Annotated in this window: 23 protein-coding genes and 1 tRNA gene; 3 read left to right on the forward strand and 21 right to left on the reverse strand. The window is 55.6% G+C overall.

Going from position 1 to position 20,943, the window contains the following annotated elements; genetic code table 11:
• Nucleotide 1: 1 nt before the first annotated feature.
• From tviB to WCX18_RS11625, 10 genes are all read right to left on the reverse strand, one after another.
• Nucleotides 2–1,261, reverse strand: a complete 1,260-nt coding sequence (gene tviB, locus WCX18_RS11580; RefSeq protein ID WP_345988031.1) for a Vi polysaccharide biosynthesis UDP-N-acetylglucosamine C-6 dehydrogenase TviB — start codon at nt 1,259–1,261, stop codon at nt 2–4.
• A 13-nt stretch (nt 1,262–1,274) separates the two neighbouring features.
• Nucleotides 1,275–2,060: a 3'(2'),5'-bisphosphate nucleotidase CysQ gene (gene cysQ / locus WCX18_RS11585; protein ID WP_345988032.1), complete on the reverse strand. Its 786-nt coding sequence runs from the start codon at nt 2,058–2,060 to the stop codon at nt 1,275–1,277.
• A complete protein-coding gene (cysC, locus tag WCX18_RS11590; protein ID WP_345988035.1) occupies nt 2,053–2,655 on the reverse strand; it encodes an adenylyl-sulfate kinase in 603 nt (200 codons plus the stop codon). Before cysC ends, cysQ begins: the two co-directional genes overlap by 8 nt.
• Before the next feature lie 17 nt (nt 2,656–2,672).
• Nucleotides 2,673–4,406: an SLC13 family permease gene (locus WCX18_RS11595; RefSeq protein WP_345988038.1), complete on the reverse strand. Its 1,734-nt coding sequence runs from the start codon at nt 4,404–4,406 to the stop codon at nt 2,673–2,675.
• Nucleotides 4,406–5,866: a sulfate adenylyltransferase subunit CysN gene (gene cysN, locus WCX18_RS11600; protein ID WP_345988040.1), complete on the reverse strand. Its 1,461-nt coding sequence runs from the start codon at nt 5,864–5,866 to the stop codon at nt 4,406–4,408. The genes WCX18_RS11595 and cysN overlap by 1 nt, the downstream gene beginning before the upstream one ends.
• Nucleotides 5,866–6,777, reverse strand: coding sequence for a sulfate adenylyltransferase subunit CysD (cysD, locus tag WCX18_RS11605; protein WP_345988042.1), 912 nt, complete (start codon nt 6,775–6,777; stop codon nt 5,866–5,868). Before cysD ends, cysN begins: the two co-directional genes overlap by 1 nt.
• Nucleotides 6,778–6,837: 60 nt before the next feature.
• On the reverse strand, nt 6,838–7,881 hold the full coding sequence (gene galE, locus WCX18_RS11610; RefSeq protein WP_345988044.1) for a UDP-glucose 4-epimerase GalE: 1,044 nt from the start codon (nt 7,879–7,881) through the stop codon (nt 6,838–6,840).
• Nucleotides 7,882–8,049: 168 nt separating this feature from the next.
• A tRNA-Arg gene (locus tag WCX18_RS11615) sits at nt 8,050–8,125 on the reverse strand.
• 44 nt (nt 8,126–8,169) lie between these two features.
• Nucleotides 8,170–8,529: a hypothetical protein gene (locus tag WCX18_RS11620; RefSeq protein ID WP_345988046.1), complete on the reverse strand. Its 360-nt coding sequence runs from the start codon at nt 8,527–8,529 to the stop codon at nt 8,170–8,172.
• 5 nt (nt 8,530–8,534) lie between these two features.
• Nucleotides 8,535–8,921 (reverse strand): hypothetical protein, encoded by a 387-nt coding sequence (locus tag WCX18_RS11625; protein ID WP_345988048.1) that lies wholly within the window; start codon nt 8,919–8,921, stop codon nt 8,535–8,537.
• A 61-nt stretch (nt 8,922–8,982) separates the two neighbouring features.
• Here WCX18_RS11625 and WCX18_RS11630 point away from each other — a divergent pair, with 61 nt between their 5' ends.
• Nucleotides 8,983–9,273, forward strand: coding sequence for a DUF167 family protein (locus WCX18_RS11630; RefSeq protein WP_345988050.1), 291 nt, complete (start codon nt 8,983–8,985; stop codon nt 9,271–9,273).
• 378 nt (nt 9,274–9,651) lie between these two features.
• Here the strand turns inward: WCX18_RS11630 and argS are convergent, their stop codons facing one another.
• The 4 genes from argS to WCX18_RS11650 form a co-directional block, all read right to left on the reverse strand.
• Nucleotides 9,652–11,247, reverse strand: coding sequence for an arginine--tRNA ligase (gene argS, locus WCX18_RS11635; RefSeq protein ID WP_345988053.1), 1,596 nt, complete (start codon nt 11,245–11,247; stop codon nt 9,652–9,654).
• A 5-nt stretch (nt 11,248–11,252) separates the two neighbouring features.
• Nucleotides 11,253–11,489 carry a twin-arginine translocase TatA/TatE family subunit gene (locus WCX18_RS11640; protein ID WP_345988055.1) on the reverse strand — a complete coding sequence of 79 codons (237 nt, stop codon included), beginning with the start codon at nt 11,487–11,489 and terminating at the stop codon, nt 11,253–11,255.
• Between the two features lie 96 nt (nt 11,490–11,585).
• Nucleotides 11,586–12,206, reverse strand: a complete 621-nt coding sequence (gene gmk, locus WCX18_RS11645; RefSeq protein ID WP_345988057.1) for a guanylate kinase — start codon at nt 12,204–12,206, stop codon at nt 11,586–11,588.
• A complete protein-coding gene (locus WCX18_RS11650) occupies nt 12,203–12,916 on the reverse strand; it encodes a hypothetical protein (protein WP_345988059.1) in 714 nt (237 codons plus the stop codon). Before WCX18_RS11650 ends, gmk begins: the two co-directional genes overlap by 4 nt.
• 66 nt (nt 12,917–12,982) lie before the next feature.
• Between WCX18_RS11650 and WCX18_RS11655 the strand changes: the two genes are divergently transcribed.
• Nucleotides 12,983–13,459 (forward strand): hypothetical protein, encoded by a 477-nt coding sequence (locus tag WCX18_RS11655; protein WP_345988061.1) that lies wholly within the window; start codon nt 12,983–12,985, stop codon nt 13,457–13,459.
• Nucleotides 13,460–13,462: 3 nt separating this feature from the next.
• Here WCX18_RS11655 and WCX18_RS11660 read toward each other — a convergent pair whose 3' ends face one another.
• The 3 genes from WCX18_RS11660 to rpsB all read right to left on the reverse strand — a co-directional run bounded on the left by WCX18_RS11660 (nt 13,463) and on the right by rpsB (nt 16,046).
• Complete coding sequence (locus WCX18_RS11660; RefSeq protein ID WP_345988063.1) at nt 13,463–14,107, reverse strand: ABC transporter ATP-binding protein; 645 nt, start codon at nt 14,105–14,107, stop codon at nt 13,463–13,465.
• Between the two features lie 101 nt (nt 14,108–14,208).
• Nucleotides 14,209–15,276, reverse strand: a complete 1,068-nt coding sequence (gene tsf / locus WCX18_RS11665; RefSeq protein WP_345988065.1) for a translation elongation factor Ts — start codon at nt 15,274–15,276, stop codon at nt 14,209–14,211.
• Nucleotides 15,277–15,278: 2 nt separating this feature from the next.
• Nucleotides 15,279–16,046: a 30S ribosomal protein S2 gene (gene rpsB, locus WCX18_RS11670; RefSeq protein WP_345988068.1), complete on the reverse strand. Its 768-nt coding sequence runs from the start codon at nt 16,044–16,046 to the stop codon at nt 15,279–15,281.
• Nucleotides 16,047–16,422: 376 nt separating this feature from the next.
• On the opposite strand from rpsB, the gene WCX18_RS11675 reads away from it, so the two are divergent.
• Complete coding sequence (locus WCX18_RS11675) at nt 16,423–18,054, forward strand: DUF3373 family protein (RefSeq protein WP_345988070.1); 1,632 nt, start codon at nt 16,423–16,425, stop codon at nt 18,052–18,054.
• Between the two features lie 59 nt (nt 18,055–18,113).
• On the opposite strand, the gene WCX18_RS11680 is transcribed toward WCX18_RS11675, so the two are convergent.
• From WCX18_RS11680 to WCX18_RS11695, 4 genes are all read right to left on the reverse strand, one after another.
• Nucleotides 18,114–18,620, reverse strand: a complete 507-nt coding sequence (locus WCX18_RS11680) for a peroxiredoxin (RefSeq protein WP_345988073.1) — start codon at nt 18,618–18,620, stop codon at nt 18,114–18,116.
• Nucleotides 18,621–18,834: 214 nt separating this feature from the next.
• Nucleotides 18,835–18,960: a hypothetical protein gene (locus tag WCX18_RS11685; RefSeq protein WP_345988075.1), complete on the reverse strand. Its 126-nt coding sequence runs from the start codon at nt 18,958–18,960 to the stop codon at nt 18,835–18,837.
• 117 nt (nt 18,961–19,077) lie between these two features.
• Nucleotides 19,078–19,521: a DUF523 domain-containing protein gene (locus tag WCX18_RS11690; protein WP_345988077.1), complete on the reverse strand. Its 444-nt coding sequence runs from the start codon at nt 19,519–19,521 to the stop codon at nt 19,078–19,080.
• Between the two features lie 4 nt (nt 19,522–19,525).
• Entirely contained in the window at nt 19,526–20,941 is a 1,416-nt protein-coding gene (locus WCX18_RS11695; protein WP_345990813.1) for an aldehyde dehydrogenase family protein, read from the reverse strand.
• Nucleotides 20,942–20,943: the final 2 nt, after the last annotated feature.

The following is a 20,943-nucleotide window of genomic DNA, read 5'->3' on the forward strand; positions in this document are numbered from 1 at the left end:
TTTAAAGCCTTCCATCGACTAATTTTTCATCGACAAACGACTTGATGTCAAACAGGACGCTCTTGTCGGTCTTGTGAAGATCGAGCGTTCTAAACTCATTGTGGGCGACCGCCAATACGATGGCTTCATAACTGTCATAATCAAATGCATCGATCAGCTCTATACCGTATTCATGCCGGACCTCCGCCTTGTCCGCCCAGGGATCATACACATCGACGCTCGTACCGAATTCCCGCAATTCGCTGACAACGTCAATAACGCGGCTGTTACGGATATCCGGGCAGTTTTCCTTAAAAGTAATACCCAGCACGAGCACTTTTGAGCCTTCAATCTTGTGCCCCTTTTTGATCATCAGCTTGATCACCTGGTTCGCGACATAGATACCCATGTTGTCATTGAGACGGCGGCCTGCAAGGATAATCTCGGGATTGTAACCGACGGCCTGTGCCTTGTGTGTCAGGTAATAGGGATCGACGCCGATGCAGTGACCGCCGACAAGGCCCGGACGGAACGGCAGAAAATTCCATTTCGTCCCGGCGGCCTCGAGCACGGCCTCTGTATCAATGCCAAGCTTGTTGAAAATGATGGCGAGTTCATTGACGAAGGCAATGTTGATATCGCGCTGGGAGTTCTCGATCACTTTTGCTGCCTCAGCGACCTTGATGGAAGGTGCGAGATGCGTTCCCGCCGTAATGATACTCGCATAGAGTGCATCAACCCGCTTGCCAATCTCCGGTGTGGAACCGGATGTTACCTTCAGGATCTTCTTGACCGTATGTTCCTTGTCCCCCGGATTGATCCGCTCCGGGCTGTAACCGCAGAAGAACTCCTCGTTAAACTTCAGGCCGCTGACACGTTCCAGTACCGGTACGCACTCCTCTTCCGTCGCCCCCGGATAAACGGTGGATTCATAGATGACAATATCGTCTTTTTTGAGGACCTTCCCAATGGATTCGCTGGCTTTGATCAGAGGCGTCAGATCGGGGCGCTTGTATTCGTCAATCGGCGTCGGTACCGTAACAATATAGATGGTACAGTCGGCAATTTCATCAAGCACGTTCGTGAAATGCATCCCGTGTGCGATCGCCTCCTTCACCTGGCTTTCGCTCAGTTCGAGCGTGCGGTCTGTTCCACTTCGTAATTCGTCAATCCGCCACTGAGCGATATCGAAACCGGTGACACTGTATTTTTCACTGAATGCATGTGCCAGCGGCAGACCGACGTACCCTAAACCTATGACAGCTATCTTATCTTTGCTCATTGCTTACCCATTTTCATTTATGAAGTTCTTTCACCACAAACCACGGATTCAAAAGATCGGCTTTATTGTAGACAACCGGTACTTCCTCAGACATGTCAAGGGTGTATTGATACGTCATTTTTCCGCTTTCACGTACGATGGCATCCGCTGCTGCCGTATCCCACTCCATCGTCGGGGCGAGACGGGGGTAGATGTCGGCTTCACCCTCGGCGACCATGCAGAGCTTGAGCGAACTTCCCTTGGAGACCTGGTGGATCTCATTGGTCGTTCTGGCCAGCGCGACAATGAAGGCCTGCGTCTCCTCGGAAAGGTGTGACTTACTGGCAACGACATGCAAGGAAAGTTCCGGCGTCAAGTTTTGCTTGGTGGGGAGCTTTATGCCATTTTTGAAAGCACCCTCCCCCTGTTTCGCCTTGTACATGTCACCGAGGGCCGGGGCGTAGACGACACCGAGAACCGGTGTGTCCTTATGGATCAGCGCAATATTGACGGTGAACTCGTCGTTTTTCTTGATGAACTCCTTGGTTCCGTCAATGGGGTCGATGCACCAGTAGTACTCCCAGCTCTTGCGCTCGTCGTAGGGGACGGCTTTGTTCTCTTCCGAGAGCAGCGGGATCTCCGGGTAGAACTCGCCGAGCGCCCGGCAGATAATCTCGTTGGAAAGCGTATCGGCTTCGGTCAGTGGGGATTTGTCGTCCTTGTATTCGATGATAAAATCTCGCTCGTATATTTCCATGATGGCCTTACCCGCTTTCTCGGCAATGGCGACAACGGTCTCAAGATCAATCTTCTCAAGCATGCAGGTATCCTTTGGTTTGCAAGTAATCAATGACCTGCTGCGCAGCGTCATCGATGGGGACATTGTCATTTCTGACATGGACTTCCGGAGCTTCCGGAGCCTCGTAGGGCGAATCGATCCCCGTAAAGTTGGGGATCTCTCCGGCGCGCGCCTTCTTGTAGAGCCCCTTGGGGTCGCGCTGTTCACAGGTTTCCAGTGGCGTATCGATGAAGACCTCGACAAACTCGTCCGCTTCGACCAGGGCACGCACCCGTTCCCGGTCCTCGAGGAAGGGCGAAATAAACGCCGTCAGAACGATCGTGCCGGCATCAACAAAGAGTTTTGCGACTTCGCCGATGCGGCGGATGTTCTCGATACGGTCTTCGTCCGAAAAACCAAGTCCGCGGTTAAGCCCGTGGCGGATGTTGTCACCATCAAGCAGATAGGTGTGCTTCCCCATCGCCAGGAGCTTCGTCTCGACGGCATTGGCAATGGTGCTTTTGCCCGATCCGCTGAGCCCGGTAAACCAGAGGATGCAGGGGCGCTGTGCCTTGAGCTTCTCGCGCTCACTTTTTGTAACGTGATGATCATGCCAGACAATATTTTCCGTTCTCATCTCTAAAACTCCTTTGATCAACCGCTGAAAGGGAAAAACAGCGGTACCAGCGTCAAAACGACCACACTGTACAGCAAAGAGACCGGCAGCCCGATACGGACGTAATCGCCGAACTTGTACCCCCCGGGACCGTAGACCATCAGGTTCGTCTGATACCCGTAGGGGCTGAGGAAGCTTGCGCTGGCCCCGTAGGCGACGGCCATCACGAAAGGCATGGGGTCGGCGCCGAGCGATACCGAGGTCGCATAGGCGATCGGAAAGCTGAGGGCCGCCGCCGCGTTGTTCGTGATGATCTCCGTCAGCAGGAAGGTCATCAGATAGATGGCTGCAAAACTGCCGTAAACACCCATCCAGTCGGTCGTTGCCGTGATAAACGTCCCCAGCATACCCGCGACGCCGCTTTGCATAAGTACCTGCGCTATGCCCAATGCGGAACCGATGATCAGCACGAGCTCGAAGGGAAAAGTCCGTTTGATCTCGGCCAGGTCGAGGAATTTCATGAAGAGGAAAAGCCCCAGCAGGAACAGCAGCCCTTTGAGGAAAAGAATAATTTTCATGGCGCTCAGCACAATGACGCCGAGAAACAGCATCATAATGGTCAAACTGCTCTTGGCATCGAACTTCTTTGTCAGGGGGCGGTCCGATACGAAATAGAAATTCTTTTTCAGGTTGTCACGCTTGGAAAAATCCTCCCCGGCCGCCAGCAGCAGGGTATCGCCGGCCTGCATACGGATATTGCCCAGTTTGCCGGAGAGCTTCTCGTTCCCCCTCCGGACAGCGACAACCGCCGCGTCGAATTTCATTCTGAACTCAGCTTCCTTGATCGTTTTGCCGACAAGGTTCGATTCATGAGACACGACGACTTCCGTCAGGTTCGTTTGCAGCGTACAGCGGCTGTCATCGAAGATGGAGAGTCCTTTGAAGCGGTTGAGCTCATGGACGTCGCGCATGTTCCCGGTAAAGATCAGCACGTCCCCCGCCTGCAGCACTTCGCGCGGCGTCACCGGCGAAACAAGCTCTTTGCCCCGGAGCAGTTCGGCCACAAAGAGCTGTTCCATGTTACGCAGTCCGTTCTCCTGGATACTGCGCCCGATCAGCGGGGAGCCCTCTTCGACCCGCGCTTCGAGAAAATACTGTGCTTCCTCTTTCTCTTTTTTCGCGTCGTAATCCGGCAGAAGCGCCGGACCGGCGAGACTGAGAAAGAGCGTGCCGACAACGACGATGGGCAGCCCCACATACAGAAAATCAAAGAGACCGATCGGCTCCAGACCCGCCTCGATAACGAACCCGTTGACGATCAGGTTTGTAGAGGTGCCGATCAGCGTCATCGTCCCGCCGAAAATGGCCGCATAAGAGAGCGGAATAAGGATTTTGGAGGGGAGCATATGACGGTTGTTTTTGGCCATCCCGAGCATCGACGCGACGACGGCCGTATTGTTCAGAAAAGCCGAAAAGAGCGATGTCATTCCCGTGAACCGCAGCAGGGAAGCGAAACGGTTCGTCGAAAAGGCGAAACGGGCCATCCATTCGACGACGGCCGTCCGCTCGATGACGCTGGAGAGAATGATCAGCAGGACCAGTACCATCAGCGAAGGGTTGACAAAGTTCTGCAGCATCGTTTTCGTCTCGATCAGGCCGGCGAAATAATACAGCGCCAGCAAGCCGCCGAACAGGACCGCAGGCCGCCCGGTGCCGCGCACCAGTAAGACGACCAGCAGTACCAGTGAAGCCAAAACCCCCGTTTCCAGCATTACGCCTCTTCGGAAAAGAATTCGCGCATGTCCCGCGCGCCCCAATGCGGGAAGTGTTTGCGGATGAGCTGGTTGAGTTCCAGTTCGAATGCAGAGATAGACGGAGTCTGCTCAACTTCTCTTGAGGCAACATCGACGATCATCCCCGCCCCTACCGTGTTGTTCGTGACGCGGTCGATCACGATAAAGCTACCGGTCTGGCGGTTGTCCGTATAGTGGTCGGCGGCAATGGGACGGTTCAATACAAGCTTGCATGAGGCGATATCGTTGAGGGCGAGGGTCCCGACCTGCTCCCGTTCGTAAGTGTTGACGTCGACTTTATAGTTGATATGTTCGAATTGGCCGGAAGCGAGGGAAGTCGCTCGTTTGATGTCGTAGGAGTGCCCCGGTTTCATCGGGGCCTCATCCATCCAGACAAGCATGACCTTCAACGCGTTGGAGACCCGCGGGACGGCTTCGGTATGCACGATCATATCGCCGCGGCTGATATCTACTTCCTCCGTCGTCGTGATCGTTACGGCCATCGGGGCGCATGCCTCTGACGTTGTAGCATTCCGATCCGCTTCGGTGATGTCGCCGGAATTAATGATACTCTTCACCGTCGTCGTCTTGCCCGAAGGCAGCACGGTGACGGCGTCACCGACACGCACCATTCCCGAAGCGATCGTACCGCAGAAACCGCGGAAGTCGAGATTGGGACGGTTGACGTACTGGACGGGAAAGCGGAAACTTTCCATCCCGCCGTCATGGGAGAGGTCCATGGTATCAAGCTGTGCGAGCAGAGGCTTCCCGGAAAACCACGACATTTTTTCGCTTTTGTCGACGACATTATCTCCGTCCAGGGCGCTCATCGGAATATAGATCGTCTCCGGGCGCTTGCCGCCGCCCATCGGCAGCTGTGAGAGAACCTCCTCTTCATACGCCCGCTTGATCTCGTCGAAGCGCGTTTCGGAGAACTCCACAAGATCCATCTTGTTGACGGCAACGATGATGTGCCGGATACCGAGCAGGTTGACGATATAGGTATGGCGGCGCGTCTGAGTCAGAATCCCCTTCCGGGCATCGATCAAAATGATCGCGACGTCCGCGGTCGAGGCGCCTGTGACCATGTTCCGCGTATACTGTTCGTGGCCCGGGGTGTCGGCGATGATGTATTTGCGCTTGTCCGTGGCGAAGAAGCGGTAGGCGACGTCGATGGTAATCCCCTGCTCCCGTTCGCTCTGCAGCCCGTCGACCAGCAGCGCCATGTCGATCTTTTCGCCGGTCGTACCGTACTTCTTGCTTTCGCTCTCCGCAGCGGCGAGCTGGTCCTCGAAGATCATCTTCGAATCGTACAACAGGCGGCCGATCAACGTACTCTTGCCGTCGTCGACGCTACCGCAGGTCAGGAAACGGAGCATATCCTTGTTCTCGTGTTCCTTCAGATAGGCTTCGATGTTTTCTGCCGGTGTATGCGCCATTAAAAGTACCCCTCGATTTTTTTCTTTTCCATCGCCCCTTCCTGATCCTTGTCGATCAGGCGCCCTTCGCGTTCGCTGCTCTTGGAGAGGAGCATTTCGCGGATGATCTCCGGCAGGGTGCTCGCCGTCGAATTGATCGCCCCCGTCAGCGGGTAGCACCCCAGGGTACGGAAACGTACCATCTCATTTTTTGCCTTGGCCTTCAGTTCTTCGGGCACCCGTTCGTCGTCGACCATGATCTTGGTCCCTTCATACTCGACGACCGGGCGCTCTTTGGCGAAATAAAGCGAAGGAATGGGGATCTGCTCAAGGTAGATGTACTGCCAGATATCCAGTTCGGTCCAGTTGGAGATCGGGAAGACACGGACGCTCTCTCCCTTCTGGATCGCCGTGTTGTAGACGTTCCACAGCTCCGGACGCTGGTTTTTCGGGTCCCAGCGGTGCTGCTTGTCGCGGAAGGAGAAGATACGCTCTTTGGCCCGCGACTTCTCCTCGTCCCGACGTGCCCCGCCAATGATAGCGTCGTAGCCGCCCATGTTAAGCGCCTGCTTAAGCCCCTCCGTCTTCATGACATCGGTATGAACCTTGCTGCCATGCGTGAAGGGGGAGATGTCCATCTTCTCCCCTTCTGGGTTGGAATGCACCACCAGGTCGAATCCCAGCTCCTTCGCCCGGCGGTCGCGGAATTCGATCATCTCGCCGAACTTCCATTTCGTATCGACATGCAACATTGGAAAGGGGACTTTGCCTGGAGCGAACGCCTTCATCGCCAGGTGCAGCATCACCGAGGAGTCCTTGCCGACGGAGTACATCATCACCGGATTCGTAAACGCGGCGGCAACTTCGCGCAGAATGTATACCGACTCGGCCTCCAGCTGTTTGAGGTGTGTCAGACGTTTCTCATCAATCATACTATCTTTCCTCTAGAGAAATTATTCATATTGTTATCACTTACTTGCGTAGAACATATATTATTCATCAATTTTCCCTTCCCACGCCAAAGCCGACTTGCAGATAAGTGCCAGATCATCGTAACGCGCATACCATTTCAACACATTCTCGATACGCTGATTGTCCGCAATAAGCAGTGCCGGGTCTCCAGCCCTCCTTTTGCCCTTTTCAACGGCAAAATCAACGCTGCTCACTTTTTTCACGGTCTCGATTACCTGGCTTACGCTGAACCCGTGCCCGTAGCCTACATTGAAAATGTTAGGCTCGTCCCCTTGTGCCAAAGGTAATCCAAGATACTCCAGCGCACGGAGATGTGCCGCTGCAAGATCCTCGACATGGAGGTAGTCGCGGACGCAGGTTCCGTCTTCGGTATCGTAATCCTCGCCGTAGACCGTAATGCTGTCGCGTTTGCCGAGGGCCGTTTTGACGACCAGCGGAATTAGGTGGGTTTCCGGTTCATGCCACTCCCCGATGCGCGGCACCGCATCACTTGCCATTACATCTGCACCGGAGACGTTGAAGTAACGGAGAATGACATAGTCGAAATGGTCATTCACCACCGCCGTATCGCGGATGACCGTTTCGCTCATTAGTTTGCTCATGCCATAGGGGTTGATGGGCTCAGTCGACGTTGTCTCTTTGACCGGGACCTCCTGCGGCTCGCCGTAAACTGCCGCGGTGGAGGAGAAGATGAACTTTCCGATGCCGGCTTCGGTGCAGCAGCTGACAAGGTGTGCCGTGTTGACGGTGTTGTTCATATAGTATTTGAGGGGGTTTGCAACCGATTCGGAGACGATACTGCTCGCTGCGAAATGCATTACGGCATCAAACTTCTCTATCATAAAGAGTTTCGCCACGGCTTTGAAATCGGCTAGATCCATCTTGTAAAATCGCAGTGCACCTCGGCCCGCTTCCCGGGCAATGGTTTCAAGCGTCTCGACCGTTTCGAGGTGCCCCGTAGAGAGGTTATCAAGAATGCAGACATCGTGGTTCGTCTCTTCAAGCAGCTGCTTGACGACGTGCGAACCTATGTAGCCGGCACCGCCGGTGACCAAAACCTGCATTACATCCCTTTAATTTTGTCTTGCAATAATACCCCTCAGGAGGTAAACCCTCTATTAAAATGTGTTACATATTAATAACTTTTTTGAAGTTTTTCAAACGCAAAAAATGCCGTCTGTAAATATTTTATACCGCATTGAAAAAATATTCTGGGATTTTGTACAAAAAAGTGGTGTCCCCACGAGGACTCGAACCTCGAGCTAGGCCTTAGGAGGGCCCTGCTTTATCCTGTTAAGCGATGAGGACATACCGGATGGAAAAGAAGAAAGATATTGTATCGAACGGAGCTTTCAATACTGGTAGACGCACTCTTTGTAGATGATGTTGACAATGGGCTGAACATTGTTTACGCGCCACTGCTCCTCGATAACGCTCTGACGCAGCCCGCTGCGCTCCCGGTCTGCCGCGCGGAGCTTGCGCACGATCTCCGTGTACCTATAATTGCGCGGATCGTTGCGGCACCAGGCCATCAGCTCGCTCCCCTTGGCGATGTAGCGGTAGTAGTAGTCGTAGCGCGACGTCGGGGATTGGATACGCTTCGCGGCGCGGTACTGCTTATCCAGCGCGGCGAAGTCGCTCTCAAGCTTTGTGCATGAAACCGCGCCAAGCAGCATCGGGATAAGCAGAAACACACGAATGAATATTTTCATGACCGTCACCTCGGCAATGGGTGGATACCCTGCCAGATCGTGCCGCAACGTACTTCGGTGACAACCGGCGGATGGGTGATGGCGTAGCGCGTCAGCTCTACGGCGCTTTCCATGTGAAACGCAGCGATATCAGCCTTTTCCGGTGCGATCTTCTTGCCGAGCATATACCACTTTGTCGTGCTCATCCGGTCTTTGCACGCTTTGTATATCTTCCCCCCATCGCTCCTGAACTGCCGTATTACTTTTTCGCTCGTCGGGGAAGGTATCTCGGCTTCTAGAACAGCATCATATGCCTTTTCAACCGGTGCAAAAGCTTCGAGCATCCGGGTGCACTCCTGCCGCGTTGCGGCAAAGAGCAGCACCGGGACCAGCCCAAGAAGAAAAAGTTTCATAGCTCCCTTCTTATCGAATAAAGGATGAATGCAGCACCGTACTTAACGTTATAATGCCGTTATGTGGTACACCTTCGATAACGACGACCTTATTCTCTCTTTGCGTATTCAGCCGAAGGCGAGTTCCAACGAGCTTGCGGAGATCATGGGGGAGGAGCGTAAATTGCGCATTACCGCCCCGCCCGTCGACGGCAAGGCCAATAAACACATCATAGCACTGCTGGCGAAAATGTGCAAGGTGGCCAAGGGAGACGTGACGATAGAGTCGGGAGAGCTGGGGAGGAATAAACGGGTACGGATCAGAAGCCCGCGGCTGCTCCCCGACGGCGTCGAGCCGCCGGCGTCAGCGTAATTCGCGTTATAAATAAGAGCTTCGGTTCCCGAAGCGCATTCAATTAAATCAAGAATTGGCCTTGAGTGCTCCTTGAAAGCCGCCCTGGAGGCATAAAGCCGGGAAGGGCGAGCGATTCGCGAAAGGCCGTTTTTTGCGCTACTTTTTTTAAAAAAGTGGCAAAGAAGTATAACCTTCATTCTTTTCTTTTTCATAAGAAAAGAACCAAAAGAAAATCGTCGTTGCGCGAATCGCTCGCAGCTCCCGGCTTTTTGCCTCCGCAGCGGCTTTCAAGGCACGCTTAACGACCTTTTGCCTATTGATGGATGCGCTTCGATAGATCGAAGCTAATAAGAGAAAGATAATAGTAATTAGTGAGTGGCGAAGTAAGCCCGAAGCTTACTTCTCGTCGGCGACCATCCGGTCTTTGGCTGTGATCCCCATTAGGGAGAGGCCGGTACGGATGGAGAGGGCGACCATCAGGAAGAGTTTGAGCAGTTTCGCCTCTTCTTCAGTCCCCAGAACTCGGTAATCGTAGTAGAACTTGTGCAGACGCGCCGCGAGGGACTTGAGGTACTCCGGCAGTTTCTGCACCTGGCGCGATGCAAAGGCATCCTCGATCACTTCCGGCAGCAGCAGCGCCTCGAAAAGCAGCGCATCGGCGTCGGCATTGAGCCCTGTGAGCTCCGCCGCCATGATCTGCTCCTCAGTCAACTCGCTCTTGGAGAGGATCGTTTGGATCCGTGCATGGGCGTAGTTAATGTAATAGACCGGGTTCGAGTTGTCCTGCTTCTTGAGCGTCTCCACATCGAACTCCAGCGCCGTGTCGCTCTTCTTGCTCGCGAAGATGAAGCGCAGGGCGTCCGCGCCGATCTCCTCGACGATGTCGCTCATCAGAATGACGTTTCCGGCACGCTTACTCATCTTGTACGGTTCGCCGTCCTTGAGCAGGCTGACCATCTGCGACAGCAGGATCTCGAGTTTTTCCGGATCGTACCCGAGGAAACGCGCCGCCGCTTTGACGCGGGCGATGTAACCGTGGTGGTCGGCGCCCCAGATGTTGATGTAGTGGTCAAACCCCTGCTCGAACTTGCGGTTGTGGTAAACGATATCGCCGGCCAGGTAGGTCGGGCGCCCGTCTTCGCGCACGACGACGCGGTCTTTCTCGTCCCCGTGTTCCGTCGAACGGAGCCAGAGCTTCTCTTCGCCTTCGTAGACACCCTCGCCGAGTTTCTTCATGACCCGGTCCCAATCGTCGTAGAGAGACGCTTCGCTGACGAAGGTATCGAAGTGGATGTTCGCGTCGCCCAGGTCGGAGACGATGAGATCCATCACCTTGTCCTTCGCCCAGAGCGCGAGCTCTTTCTGGCGGTCGGGATTCGTGAGAATATCGCTGCCGAATGCCGTGAGCGCCTCTTCGGCAAGAATCGTCATGTATTCGCCGCGGTAGTACTTCTCCGGCCACTCGACTTCCATGTTGAGGACGCTGTGCTGCCCTTCGAGCTGCAGGCTGACGCCCAGAAGGTCGATCTGGTTCCCGGCGTCGTTGACATAGTACTCGGCCGTGATGTCGTAGCCCAGGCGGCGTCCGAGACGCAGGAGCGTATCGCCATAGACTGCGCCGCGGGCATGGCCGATGTGCAGCGGTCCCGTCGGGTTGGCGCTGACGAACTCGAGAAGGATCTTCCCTTCGCGGTCGGCATGGCCGAAAGCGTCCGGATTGGCAAGCGCCCAACCGGCATACTCGTCCATAAAGGCTTCGGAGAGGCGGAAGTTGATATAGCCTTTGGTCGCTTCGACGGCGGAGAACATCGCATGCTCGCCGAAGGAGGAGGCCAGTTCATCGGCAATCACCATCGGCGATTTGCGCAGCTCCTTGGCCAGTGAGAAGGCAATGGGGGTGGCGTAGTGCCCGAAAGAGCGGTCTTTGGGCTTTTCGAGCACGACCTCGCGCTCAAATTGCGCTTTGAGAAGCGCCGATACACGCTGTTTCAAATCGATTACGCCTGTTTTTCGGATTCTTTGGGTGCTTCGGAAGCCGCCGTTGCGTCACCGCCCTCGACTTTTTTGGGGGCCTCGCTGCTTGCAACCTCTTCCGGTTCGTCTTTCATCTCATTCTTGAAGTTCTTGATTCCCTTGCCGATACCCTTGGCAAGATCCGGAATTTTTTTCGCACCGAAGAGCAGGACGATGATCCCGAAAATCAACAGCAGTTCAGTTCCGCTTGGCATACCCATAGTAATTCCTTAGGTGGTTTTTTTGGAAATGTAATAATAGCGAAAAAATGCGGGGATATTGGTTAGTAAAGCCGTTTTGCGGCAGGGAGAGCGGTGCTACTGCGCTTCCCAGGCCTGTACGAATTCGTTGATCGTGAGCGTCGGGACTTTCAGGCGGGCGGCCCTGGCGACGGAAACGAGTACTTCCGCCGCTTCGTCGAGGTCATCATTGATGATGATGTAATCGTATTCGCACATGCGCTGGACTTCGCGCTTGGCCATGTCAATCCGGCGCTCGATCACCTCCGGCGCATCGGTGGCCCGCGACCGGAGACGCTGCTCGAGTTCGCTCAGGGTCGGGGTCGTAATGAAGGCCGAGGTCGTAATATCGCCCATGCGGTTCTGGACGGCGTCGTGTCCCTGGACGTCGATGTCGAAAATGACCAGCTTCCCCTCGGAGAGGGCCTTTTTGACGGGTTTGAGCGACGTACCGTAATAGTTGCCGTGGACGACGGCGTACTCCAGGAAGTTCTCCTCGTCGATATCCCGCTTGAAAGAGGCTTCGTCGACGAAGTGGTAGTGCACGCCGTCGACTTCCCCTTCGCGCATGGGACGCGTCGTCGTCGAAATGGAAAAGTAGTGGGGCCCGATCGCCTCGGCCACCTTTTTGATCAATGAACTCTTCCCCGCTCCGCTTGGGCCCGAAAGCACCAGGATCGCTCCGCCGTTTTTGTTCATGCCTTCTCCCCGAATGAAATATCGATGCGCACACCCATCGCCTTGAGGGCCTGTGCAACGGATTCGTCGCTGAGGATCGCCATCAGGTCCTGCAGCGCTTCGACGCCGCGGGCATGCAGGTCGATGTCGCTGAAATCCGTTCCGTTCTCGGCGGTTTCCGGTGCATCGGCGTCATACAGCACCTCCTCTACGGGCCGTTCCCACTCCCGCCGGTCCAGGTGCTCCATCGCCGCCTCGATCTGCTCTTCGTACCCTGCACCCATCTCCTCGTCGCCTTCTACGGCGTCCAGGAGCTCTTTGAGCTCGTCGATCTCCGCACTGTTGAAGACCGGGGCAGCCGATTCCGCCTCCCACGCTTCCGCCGCTTCATCGGCATCGAAAACGTCGCTGCGTTCGACCAGGGCACTCACCGCCAGTTCCGCATCGTCGAGAGCATGGCCGAGCTCTTCGGGCAGAAACGGTTTGCCGAGCACGGCATCATACCCCTGGGGCATCGTTTCAAAGCGCGATCCGATAAAGATGGCATAATGCCCTTCTCTTTTTGCAGCCGCCGCGTCATAGCGCATCGCGACGCTGTCATCGACGATCACGACATCCGCCCGCTGCCCGCCCGAGCGCTCCGTATTCAAAAAAGTATCCCCGCGTTTTTGGGCAAGGCGCTCGACCAGTTTAGCGACGATCGGTGTGGTGTTGAGCAGCGCGATGGTCATAACGTCCCTTGATTGCGGTATGAGAATACCCGTAAAAGTGTGTTAGCATTGTAACAAAAAAGCATCGTGATCCGAATGAAACACCTCCTCTTTGCCGGCCTTTTCCTCATGCCCCTCTTCGGCAGTGAGGCATTTTTGCTGCCGCACCGCTGGCAGGATGCCCGGCATGTTCTCGGGGTCATGATCCGCAGCGATGAGACCCCGCTCACCATCGTAACAGGATGCCTGGACGACCCCTACTTGCGCCGCACGCTCCGTCGTGCCCTTGAAAAGGAGAAAGCGGTGACGCTCATCACGCCCTCGCAGGCAACGGCATCGCAGTGGGCGATGTATCGTTCCCTTCATGCCTGCCTCCTGCCCCCGGACAGCAACATAACCTTCACTCTCGTCCGTTCGTCCAGGCGGGGCTGTATGCTGAGCCATCCCCTCGATACGGAGTTGCTTCGAAACGTCCCGGGCCTGATGCTCTGCGATGACGGCACCGTGTTCGGTGAAACACTCAGACTGCTACGGCAGGAGTGTAAACCGTATTTCGCCCCTTAGCGCCTATTTGACCTGTACCAGCTTTTGGTCTTCAAGCTTGTAGACTCGCTGGCAGCGGTCCGCCAACTGCAGTTCATGCGTCACGAGCAGCAGACCGGCATCGTGTTCTTGTATGTAGCGGTCGAAAAGGTCCATGACCTCGCAGGCCGTCTCCAGGTCCAAGTTCCCGGTCGGTTCATCGGCAAAGATGAGACGCGGCTTCTTCGTCAGCACCCGGGCGACGGAGAGGCGCTGCTGCTGCCCGCCGGAGAGCTCCGTCACTTTCTGGCCCACAACATGCTCGATCTTGAGGGCCTGCAACAGCCCCGGTTCGACCGGTTGGTTGGAGAGGATGGAAGCCACCTCGAGGTTTTCCGCACCCGTAAACCCTTTAAAGAGATAGTGCGACTGGAAAATGATCCCCAGCTGCCGCCGACGCAGCTCCACCAGCCCGCGGTTGGAGAGCCCCTGCATCGGTTCGCCCATCAGCTTCACGCTGCCGCTGTCGGGGGAGAGCAGCGTCGAGAGAATGTGCAGCAGGGTCGATTTACCGCTGCCGCTGACGCCGATGATGGCAACGGACTCGTGGCTCCCGATCGAAAGGTCGACGTCGGAAAAGAGCGGATAATCGAAATGGTGGGCAATGCCGCTGGCTTCAAGCAGTTTCATGAATGCAATAGTAGTGCGTTTTGGGTTAGTTCTGGGTTAGTTTTAAGGGATTGTGGGGAAAAGCGGGTGACGACGTCACCCGGAAGAGGGCAGCAGCCGGCTTACGCCATCTGTGCTGCGACTTCGGCAGCGAAGTCGTCTTGTTTCTTCTCGATGCCTTCGCCGACTTCGAGACGGACAAATGCAACGACTTCAGCGGTACCGCCGGCAGCTTTCGCCGCGTCAGCAACCGCCTGGGCAACCGTTTTCTTGTCGTCAAGAACATAGTTCTGGTCCAGGAGACACTGCTCTTTGTCGAGGGTAGTGTTGTCCTCGATATAGCGTGCAAGTTTACCCGGCAGGATGTTCGGGATGATTTTCTCCGGTTTGCCTTCGGCGAGGAGCTCTTCTTTCATCTTCGCTTCGGCCGCCGCCAGGACATCCTCAGTCAGCTGTGACATGGAGATGTACTCCGGAACGTTTTTGAGCGGCTTTTTCAGGCGAGAGAGCTCTTCGTTCTCTTTTTTGATCGCTTCGATGCGGCCTTTTGTTTCGGCAGCAACGAAATCAGCGTCGAAGTCTTTGTAGGTGAGCGTCGACGGTTTCATTGCAGACGCGTGCATCGCGACCTGCTTGGCAACCGGTACCATCGCGTCAGCCGTCTTTGCGGAATCACACTCGATCGCAACGATGACACCGATGCGCGTGTTGGAGTGGATGTAACCGTTGACCGCGACGTTCTCGCTGCCGCTCAGTGCTGCGATGCGGCGCAGTTCGATCTTCTCGCCGATCTTTGCGACCGCTTCGTCGAAGTAGACGCTGAACGCCTTGCCTTCGAGTTCAGTTTCGCGCAGTGCTTCCGCTGTATCGGCTTCCGTCGTGAATGCCTGCTCGACGGTTTTGGAAACGAGATTCTGGAACCCGTCGTTTTTCGCAACGAAGTCCGTCTCGGAGTTGACTTCAACCAGAGTCGCGCGTTTGAAATCTGCAGAAATTTTCAGGCCGATAGAGCCCTCGGCAGCAACGCGGTCCGCTTTTTTCGCCGCCTGAGCAATCCCGCGTTCACGCAGCCACTCTTTGGCTTTGTCCATGTCGCCGTTTGACTCGGTGAGCGCCTTTTTACAGTCCATCATCGGTGCGTCAGTTGCCTGACGCAGCTCTTTTACCATTGCTGCTGAGATTTCTGCCATGATTATGCTTCCTCTGTCGTTGTTTCTTCTGCTGCGGCTTCTACAGTTTCCGCCGCTTCAACTTCTTCGCCTTCCGCTTCCGCGTTGTCGGCGATCATCGCTTTACCTTCGTTGACTGCTGCCGCCATCTCTTTACAGAAAAGCTGGATAGAGCGGATTGCGTCATCGTTACCCGGGATCGGGAAGTCGATCAGGTCCGGATCACAGTTTGTATCGAGCGGTGCAACAACCGGAATACCGAGGTTGCGTGCTTCTTTAACGGCGATGTGCTCTTTGACGGCGTCAACGACGAACATCATGTCCGGCAGTTTTTTCATATCGCGGATACCGCCGAGGTAGGACTCGAGCTTCTCTTTCGTACGTGCCATCATCAGCGCTTCTTTCTTGGTCAGAAGGTTGATCTGGCCGCTCTCTTGCATCTGCTCGATGACTTCAAGCTTGCGCAGAGACTTCTGGATCGTCGGGAAGTTCGTCAGCATACCACCCAGCCAGCGGTTGTCAACATACGGCATGCCGCAGCTCTCAGCCGCTTCTTTGATGGCAACGCGTGCCTGCTTTTTCGTACCGACGAACATGACAGTTTTGCCTTCGGCAGCAGCATCAACGACGATCTGATACGTGTTGCGGAAGTAGCGAAGCGTCTTCTGCAGGTCGATGATGTAAATGTTCTTGCGGACACCGAAGATGTATTTTTTCATTTTCGGGTTCCAGCGGCGTGTCTGGTGACCGAAGTGGACACCGCACTCGAGAAGGTCTTTCATAGTTACCATAATAATGGTCCTTTCAGCATCGTGCCCCGGAGGCACGATTAAATGTTAAAAATACCGGTTCGCTTCAATGCCCCCGGCAGTCCTCTTCTATTTTTTCAGACGAGGCTGCACCGGTTTTTGGGTTTGGCACCTGAGATCTTGTTCTCCGACGGTATAGTCAAAACGCATGGAGAAAATCGCGGAATTTTATCTTATAAAGACTTAAGTAATAGTTAAGCATATAGATTGCCATCTCCTGCCGTTTCGCCCCTGTTAATTTCAATTGCGCTTTATATTTATTCTGGTAGGCTGTGTAATACTATTGTGATTAATTCGTTTTTCTTATGTTAAGGATTAGATGTCCGGAAAAACGATACACATGTTCAAGGAGATAATAATGAAAACACCGTTGATCCTTTCCGTTGCCGCTGCGGCGATACTGAGCGTCGGCCTCCAGGCCGATGAAACCACCGACCGTATGGAGGCGATGGAAGCCCAGATCGAGGCGCTGCAGGCAGAGCTATCCGCCATGAAAGATGCCAAAACCGATAAAGCGGCAGTGGCTGAAGATGATGAAGCGGCAGAGGCTGAAGATGATGAAGAGGGCAGCGAAGAGGAAGGCGATGCGACCGATGAGCGTCTGACCGACCTTGAGGAGCAGGTCAGCGCGATCAACAAAAACACCTCGGGTAGCCACCTCAAATTCGGCGTTGACTTCCGTACGGCCGTCGACAACCTGAACTACAAAATGGCCGGAAAGGCCTACAACCCGGACACGATGTCCTTCGACGGCGACGACACCCAGAGCAACGACGCCTTCCTGACCAACCGCCTCTGGCTCAACATGGAGTGGCTGGCAACGGAGAATATGAGCTTTACCGGTCAGCTCGCCTACAACAAAGCCTACGGCTACCGTAGCGGTTTTGCCGGCGGCTACCCTGGTTTCGAGACCTTTGACTGGATCACGAACGAGAATGCCTATGACGATGTCGTTCGCGTCCGTTCCGCCTACTTCTTCTACCGCAACGACACCTTTCTCGGTGCGAGCATTCCCTGGACCTTCAGCATCGGTCGCCGCCCCTCCACGAACGGCCACCTCATCAACCTGCGCGACGATGAGCGCCCTGCGTCACCGATGGGCCACAACATCAACGTCGAATTTGACGGCATGAGTTCCAAGTTCAGCTTTGAAGATCTCACCGGCATCGACGGGATGTACATCAAGTTCTGCGCCGGTCGCGGCGGCACGAATGCCAATGCGAAGTTCTTCACGGTGAGCATGGAGAACAACAATACGCTCGGTACGGCGGCACCCTATGCCAAGAATGACGCCGACCTTCCGGATATCGACCTGGGCGGCCTGATCTTCGTCCCCTACGATGACGGTCAATACAGCCTCGGCACGCAGTACTACTATGCCACGCACCTCATCGACGCTTCCGTCACCCCGACTCCGGGCGGGTACGTCTTTAACGGGATGGAAGACGTCGGGAGCATGCACGCCGTCACGGCGAACTTCATGATCAACGGTATCGGCAACGGCTGGAGCGACTTCCTCGACGATACGGTCTTCTTCGCCAGCGGTGCGATGAGCATCACCGACCCCAAAGAGAACGGCCAGGGCATGCTGGGCTCCACCGACAGCAAAACCGGTTCTTCCTACTGGGTCGGTCTGCAGATCCCGACGCTGTTCACCGATATGGGACGCATCGGGTTCGAATACAACCACGGCGACAAGTACTGGCGCTCCATTACCTATGCCGAGGACACGAACATCGGTTCCAAAGTCGCCGCACGCGGCAGTGCCTATGAGGCCTACTATACGGACTACCTCATCGAGGACGTCTTCAGCTTCCAGATCCGCTATACGTATATCGATTACGACTATACCGGTTCAAACGGCTTCTTCGGTACGGCGACGGGTGAGCCGCTCAAGATCGACGATCTCGCGACGACCAATCCGGGACTGGCCAGCGTCACTGTCGACAAAGCCCAGGACATCCGCTTCTACCTGCGCTACCGCTACTAAGCGCCTCCCTTCCGGGCGGTGCCTCGTAACGTTTTACCTCACCAACGGAAAAAAATCCTTTAGCTGTTCTGCAGCTCCGCCAGCTTCTTCTTGACCTCTTCGACATGCACGATCTCGTACTTCTCACCGTTCTTTGAACGTTTCTGACGAACTTTGACGTTCCCCCATGCCGCGGCAACCTTTCCTTGCGGATCGATAATGTATGTCGTGCGCACGATGCCCATGTACTCTTTGCCGTAGTTCTTTTTCAGCGCCCAGACGCCGTAATCTTCCATCATGGTGTGCTCCGGGTCGCTGAGCAAGGTGATCTTCAGCGACTGTTTCTCGATAAAGCTGCGGTGGACCTTCGGCGAATCGGCGCTGACGCCGAAAATGGCCGCCTTCAGCCCCTGGAATTCCGGCAGCTGTTCGGTGAAGTCGCACGCTTCGGTCGTACAGCCGGGCGTATTGTCCTTGGGGTAGAAGTAGAGCACGATCCATTTCCCTTTGAGATCGCGCGAACAGATCTCCACCTCGTCCTGGTTCTCCAGGCAAAAATCCGGTGCAACGGTTCCGATTTCAAGCATTATTTTGTCCTTTTCATTTTTGGGGAATCATAGCATAGGTGCCAAGTGCAGCAACCGTTCCTTCCCTGCAAAACCAATCGAAAGAGCTTCGACACGTCGAAGCGCATTCAATCAAATAGGGCCTTGGCCTTGAGCGTTCCTTGAAAGCCATCCCGGAGGCCCAAAGCCGGGAGGGATGAGCGATTCGCGAAAGGCCGCTTTTGCGCTACTTTTTTTAAAAAAGTGGCAAAGAAATACTCCGCTCATTCTTTTCTTTTTCATAAGAAAAGAACCAAAAGAAAATCGTCGTCGCGCGAATCGCGCGCTGCTCCCGGCTTTGGGCCTCCGCAGCGGCTTTCATGGCACGCTTAACGACCGTTTTCCTATTGATTAATGCGCTTCGGTGAACCGAAGCTCTCTTATTCCACTGTCTTTGGTTGCGTGTCTTTGTAAAAAGAAAGGAAAAGAAGAAGTAGCCCTAAAAAGTATTCTCGTCCGAAATATCAATGTCTGGAAACGCATGCAGCAGCATGTCCGCCGCCACGCCGTTACCTTTGGCGATCTCGTTGCCCGCCTCGTCCAGAACAGGCGTCGTGCCGATGCCGCAGCTGGGGGATTTCGATTTGAGGATAATCTTCGTCGCGTCCGGATGCGCCTTGATCAGCGCTTCGGTCTGTTCGACCAGCGCCTCGGTCACGTCCGTACCGTCCGCATCCTTTTTCACGCGCAGGCCGTGATCCTCGGTCGCGACGACGCTGATCCGCCCGCGGGGTGTCCCAAGGACCGGGGCTTCGGGGCAGAAGGGGGTGACTTCTTTGTCTGCGAGAAAGGCGAGAACACCCTCATCTTTTTTGGAGCAGCCGTCATACCGGCATGCTTCCCCCACCAGACACGCGGAGACGATCACCTTCTCTTTTTGCATGACACTACGCGATGACGACCGATTTGAGTTCCGTCATCTCCTCGATGGCGAACCGCGGCCCTTCGCGCCCGACGCCGCTGAGCTTGACCCCGCCGTAGGGCTGGATGTCGAAACGCAGGGTCGGCATGTCGTTGATGACGATCCCGCCCGCCTCCAGCTCGCTGATCGCACGCTGCGTCAGGGCCAGGTCGTTGGTAAAAAGGGAAAACTGGAGCCCGTAGGGTGAATTGTTCATCCGAGGCGCCGCGTCGTCGAACCCTTCGACCTTCACCAGGGAGACAATCGGTGCGAAAACCTCTTCGCAGACGATCGCCATATCGTCGGTGACGTCCGCCATGACCGTCGGGTAGAACATCGTCCCTTCGCACTTCACCTCCGTCATCGGCCGGGCCCCTTCGTCGATGGCGCTCTGCACCCAGGAGAGTGCCCGCTCCGCCGACTCCTCGTTGATGAGCGGTCCCATAAAGGTATCGTCTTCGTAGGGTGAACCGACCGTGAGCTTCTGCGTAGCTTCGGCCATTTTCTGCGCAAACACGTCGTAGACATCGGCATGGACATAGATGCGCTGCAGCGAGATGCAGACCTGCCCGGAGTTGACGAAGGCCCCGAGCGCACAGCGCTGCGCTGCCAGGTCAAGGTCGGCGCTCTTGTCGATGAAGGTCGCCGCGTTGCCCCCCAGCTCCAGGCTCACCTTTTTGATCCCCGCGCTCTTGGTAATGATGTTGCCGACCGGCACGGAACCGGTAAAGCTGATCTTGCGCGGGATGTCGCTGCCCACCAGTGTACTGCCGACTTCGGCATCACCGTAGACGACGCTGAGGGCGTCTTTGACCGCGTGAGGGCTCTCGATGAAGAGCTTGGCGAACTTGTAGGCCGTCAGCGGCGCTTCCGGTGTCGGCTTGAGCACGACCGTATTGCCCGCGACGAGGGCCGGGGCAAGCTTGTGCGCCACCAGGTTCAGCGGAAAGTTGAACGGGGTGATCGCCGCGATGACGCCGACGGGTTCGCGGAGATAGAAGGCCGTCGTTTTGCGGCCGCTGGGCATCGCATCAGTATTGATCGTTTCGCCGTGCATGGTACGCATCGTCTCGGCGGCGAGGGTGACCGTCTCGATGCAGCGCTCCACTTCAACCCGGGCGAAAGTGATCGGTTTACCGACCTCGTCCGTGATTGTCCTGGCGATATCCTCTTTCTGTTCCCGAAGCTTTGCCGCCACGTCGTGTAACCAGTCACAGCGCTGCGACAGCGTCGACGCTTTGGCCGCTTTGGCAGCCGCTTTGGCGATCTTCAGTGCCTGCTGTGTCTCTTCCGCACCGCAGTGCGGCGCTTTCGAGACCACCCGGCCGTCAAAGGGGCTGCGGCGCTCCGTCCAGCTCCCCGTCACCGCTTCGCTTGAACCGAAAAAGACCTTTGCTTCCATCG

It is taken from the genome of Sulfurimonas sp. HSL1-2, assembly GCF_039645565.1.
GTDB classification, from domain to species: Bacteria; Campylobacterota; Campylobacteria; order Campylobacterales; family Sulfurimonadaceae; genus Thiomicrolovo; species Thiomicrolovo zhangzhouensis.

Excerpts from the sequence above, each read along its gene's own strand:
- tviB (WP_345988031.1), bottom strand. The coding sequence starts at position 1,261 with ATGAGCAAAGATAAGATAGCTGTCATAGGTTTAGGGTACGTCGGTCTG.
- cysQ (WP_345988032.1), bottom strand. The coding sequence starts at position 2,060 with ATGCTTGAGAAGATTGATCTTGAGACCGTTGTCGCCATTGCCGAGAAA.
- cysC (WP_345988035.1), bottom strand. The coding sequence starts at position 2,655 with ATGAGAACGGAAAATATTGTCTGGCATGATCATCACGTTACAAAAAGT.
- WCX18_RS11595 (WP_345988038.1), bottom strand. The coding sequence starts at position 4,406 with ATGCTGGAAACGGGGGTTTTGGCTTCACTGGTACTGCTGGTCGTCTTA.
- cysN (WP_345988040.1), bottom strand. The coding sequence starts at position 5,866 with ATGGCGCATACACCGGCAGAAAACATCGAAGCCTATCTGAAGGAACAC.
- cysD (WP_345988042.1), bottom strand. The coding sequence starts at position 6,777 with ATGATTGATGAGAAACGTCTGACACACCTCAAACAGCTGGAGGCCGAG.
- galE (WP_345988044.1), bottom strand. The coding sequence starts at position 7,881 with ATGCAGGTTTTGGTCACCGGCGGTGCCGGCTACATAGGTTCGCACGTC.
- WCX18_RS11620 (WP_345988046.1), bottom strand. The coding sequence starts at position 8,529 with ATGAAAATATTCATTCGTGTGTTTCTGCTTATCCCGATGCTGCTTGGC.
- WCX18_RS11625 (WP_345988048.1), bottom strand. The coding sequence starts at position 8,921 with ATGAAACTTTTTCTTCTTGGGCTGGTCCCGGTGCTGCTCTTTGCCGCA.
- WCX18_RS11630 (WP_345988050.1), top strand. The coding sequence starts at position 8,983 with ATGTGGTACACCTTCGATAACGACGACCTTATTCTCTCTTTGCGTATT.
- WCX18_RS11640 (WP_345988055.1), bottom strand. The coding sequence starts at position 11,489 with ATGGGTATGCCAAGCGGAACTGAACTGCTGTTGATTTTCGGGATCATC.
- gmk (WP_345988057.1), bottom strand. The coding sequence starts at position 12,206 with ATGAACAAAAACGGCGGAGCGATCCTGGTGCTTTCGGGCCCAAGCGGA.
- WCX18_RS11650 (WP_345988059.1), bottom strand. The coding sequence starts at position 12,916 with ATGACCATCGCGCTGCTCAACACCACACCGATCGTCGCTAAACTGGTC.
- WCX18_RS11660 (WP_345988063.1), bottom strand. The coding sequence starts at position 14,107 with ATGAAACTGCTTGAAGCCAGCGGCATTGCCCACCATTTCGATTATCCG.
- tsf (WP_345988065.1), bottom strand. The coding sequence starts at position 15,276 with ATGGCAGAAATCTCAGCAGCAATGGTAAAAGAGCTGCGTCAGGCAACT.
- rpsB (WP_345988068.1), bottom strand. The coding sequence starts at position 16,046 with ATGGTAACTATGAAAGACCTTCTCGAGTGCGGTGTCCACTTCGGTCAC.
- WCX18_RS11675 (WP_345988070.1), top strand. The coding sequence starts at position 16,423 with ATGAAAACACCGTTGATCCTTTCCGTTGCCGCTGCGGCGATACTGAGC.
- WCX18_RS11680 (WP_345988073.1), bottom strand. The coding sequence starts at position 18,620 with ATGCTTGAAATCGGAACCGTTGCACCGGATTTTTGCCTGGAGAACCAG.
- WCX18_RS11685 (WP_345988075.1), bottom strand. The coding sequence starts at position 18,960 with ATGAAAGCCGCTGCGGAGGCCCAAAGCCGGGAGCAGCGCGCGATTCGC.
- WCX18_RS11690 (WP_345988077.1), bottom strand. The coding sequence starts at position 19,521 with ATGCAAAAAGAGAAGGTGATCGTCTCCGCGTGTCTGGTGGGGGAAGCA.
- WCX18_RS11695 (WP_345990813.1), bottom strand. The coding sequence starts at position 20,941 with ATGGAAGCAAAGGTCTTTTTCGGTTCAAGCGAAGCGGTGACGGGGAGC.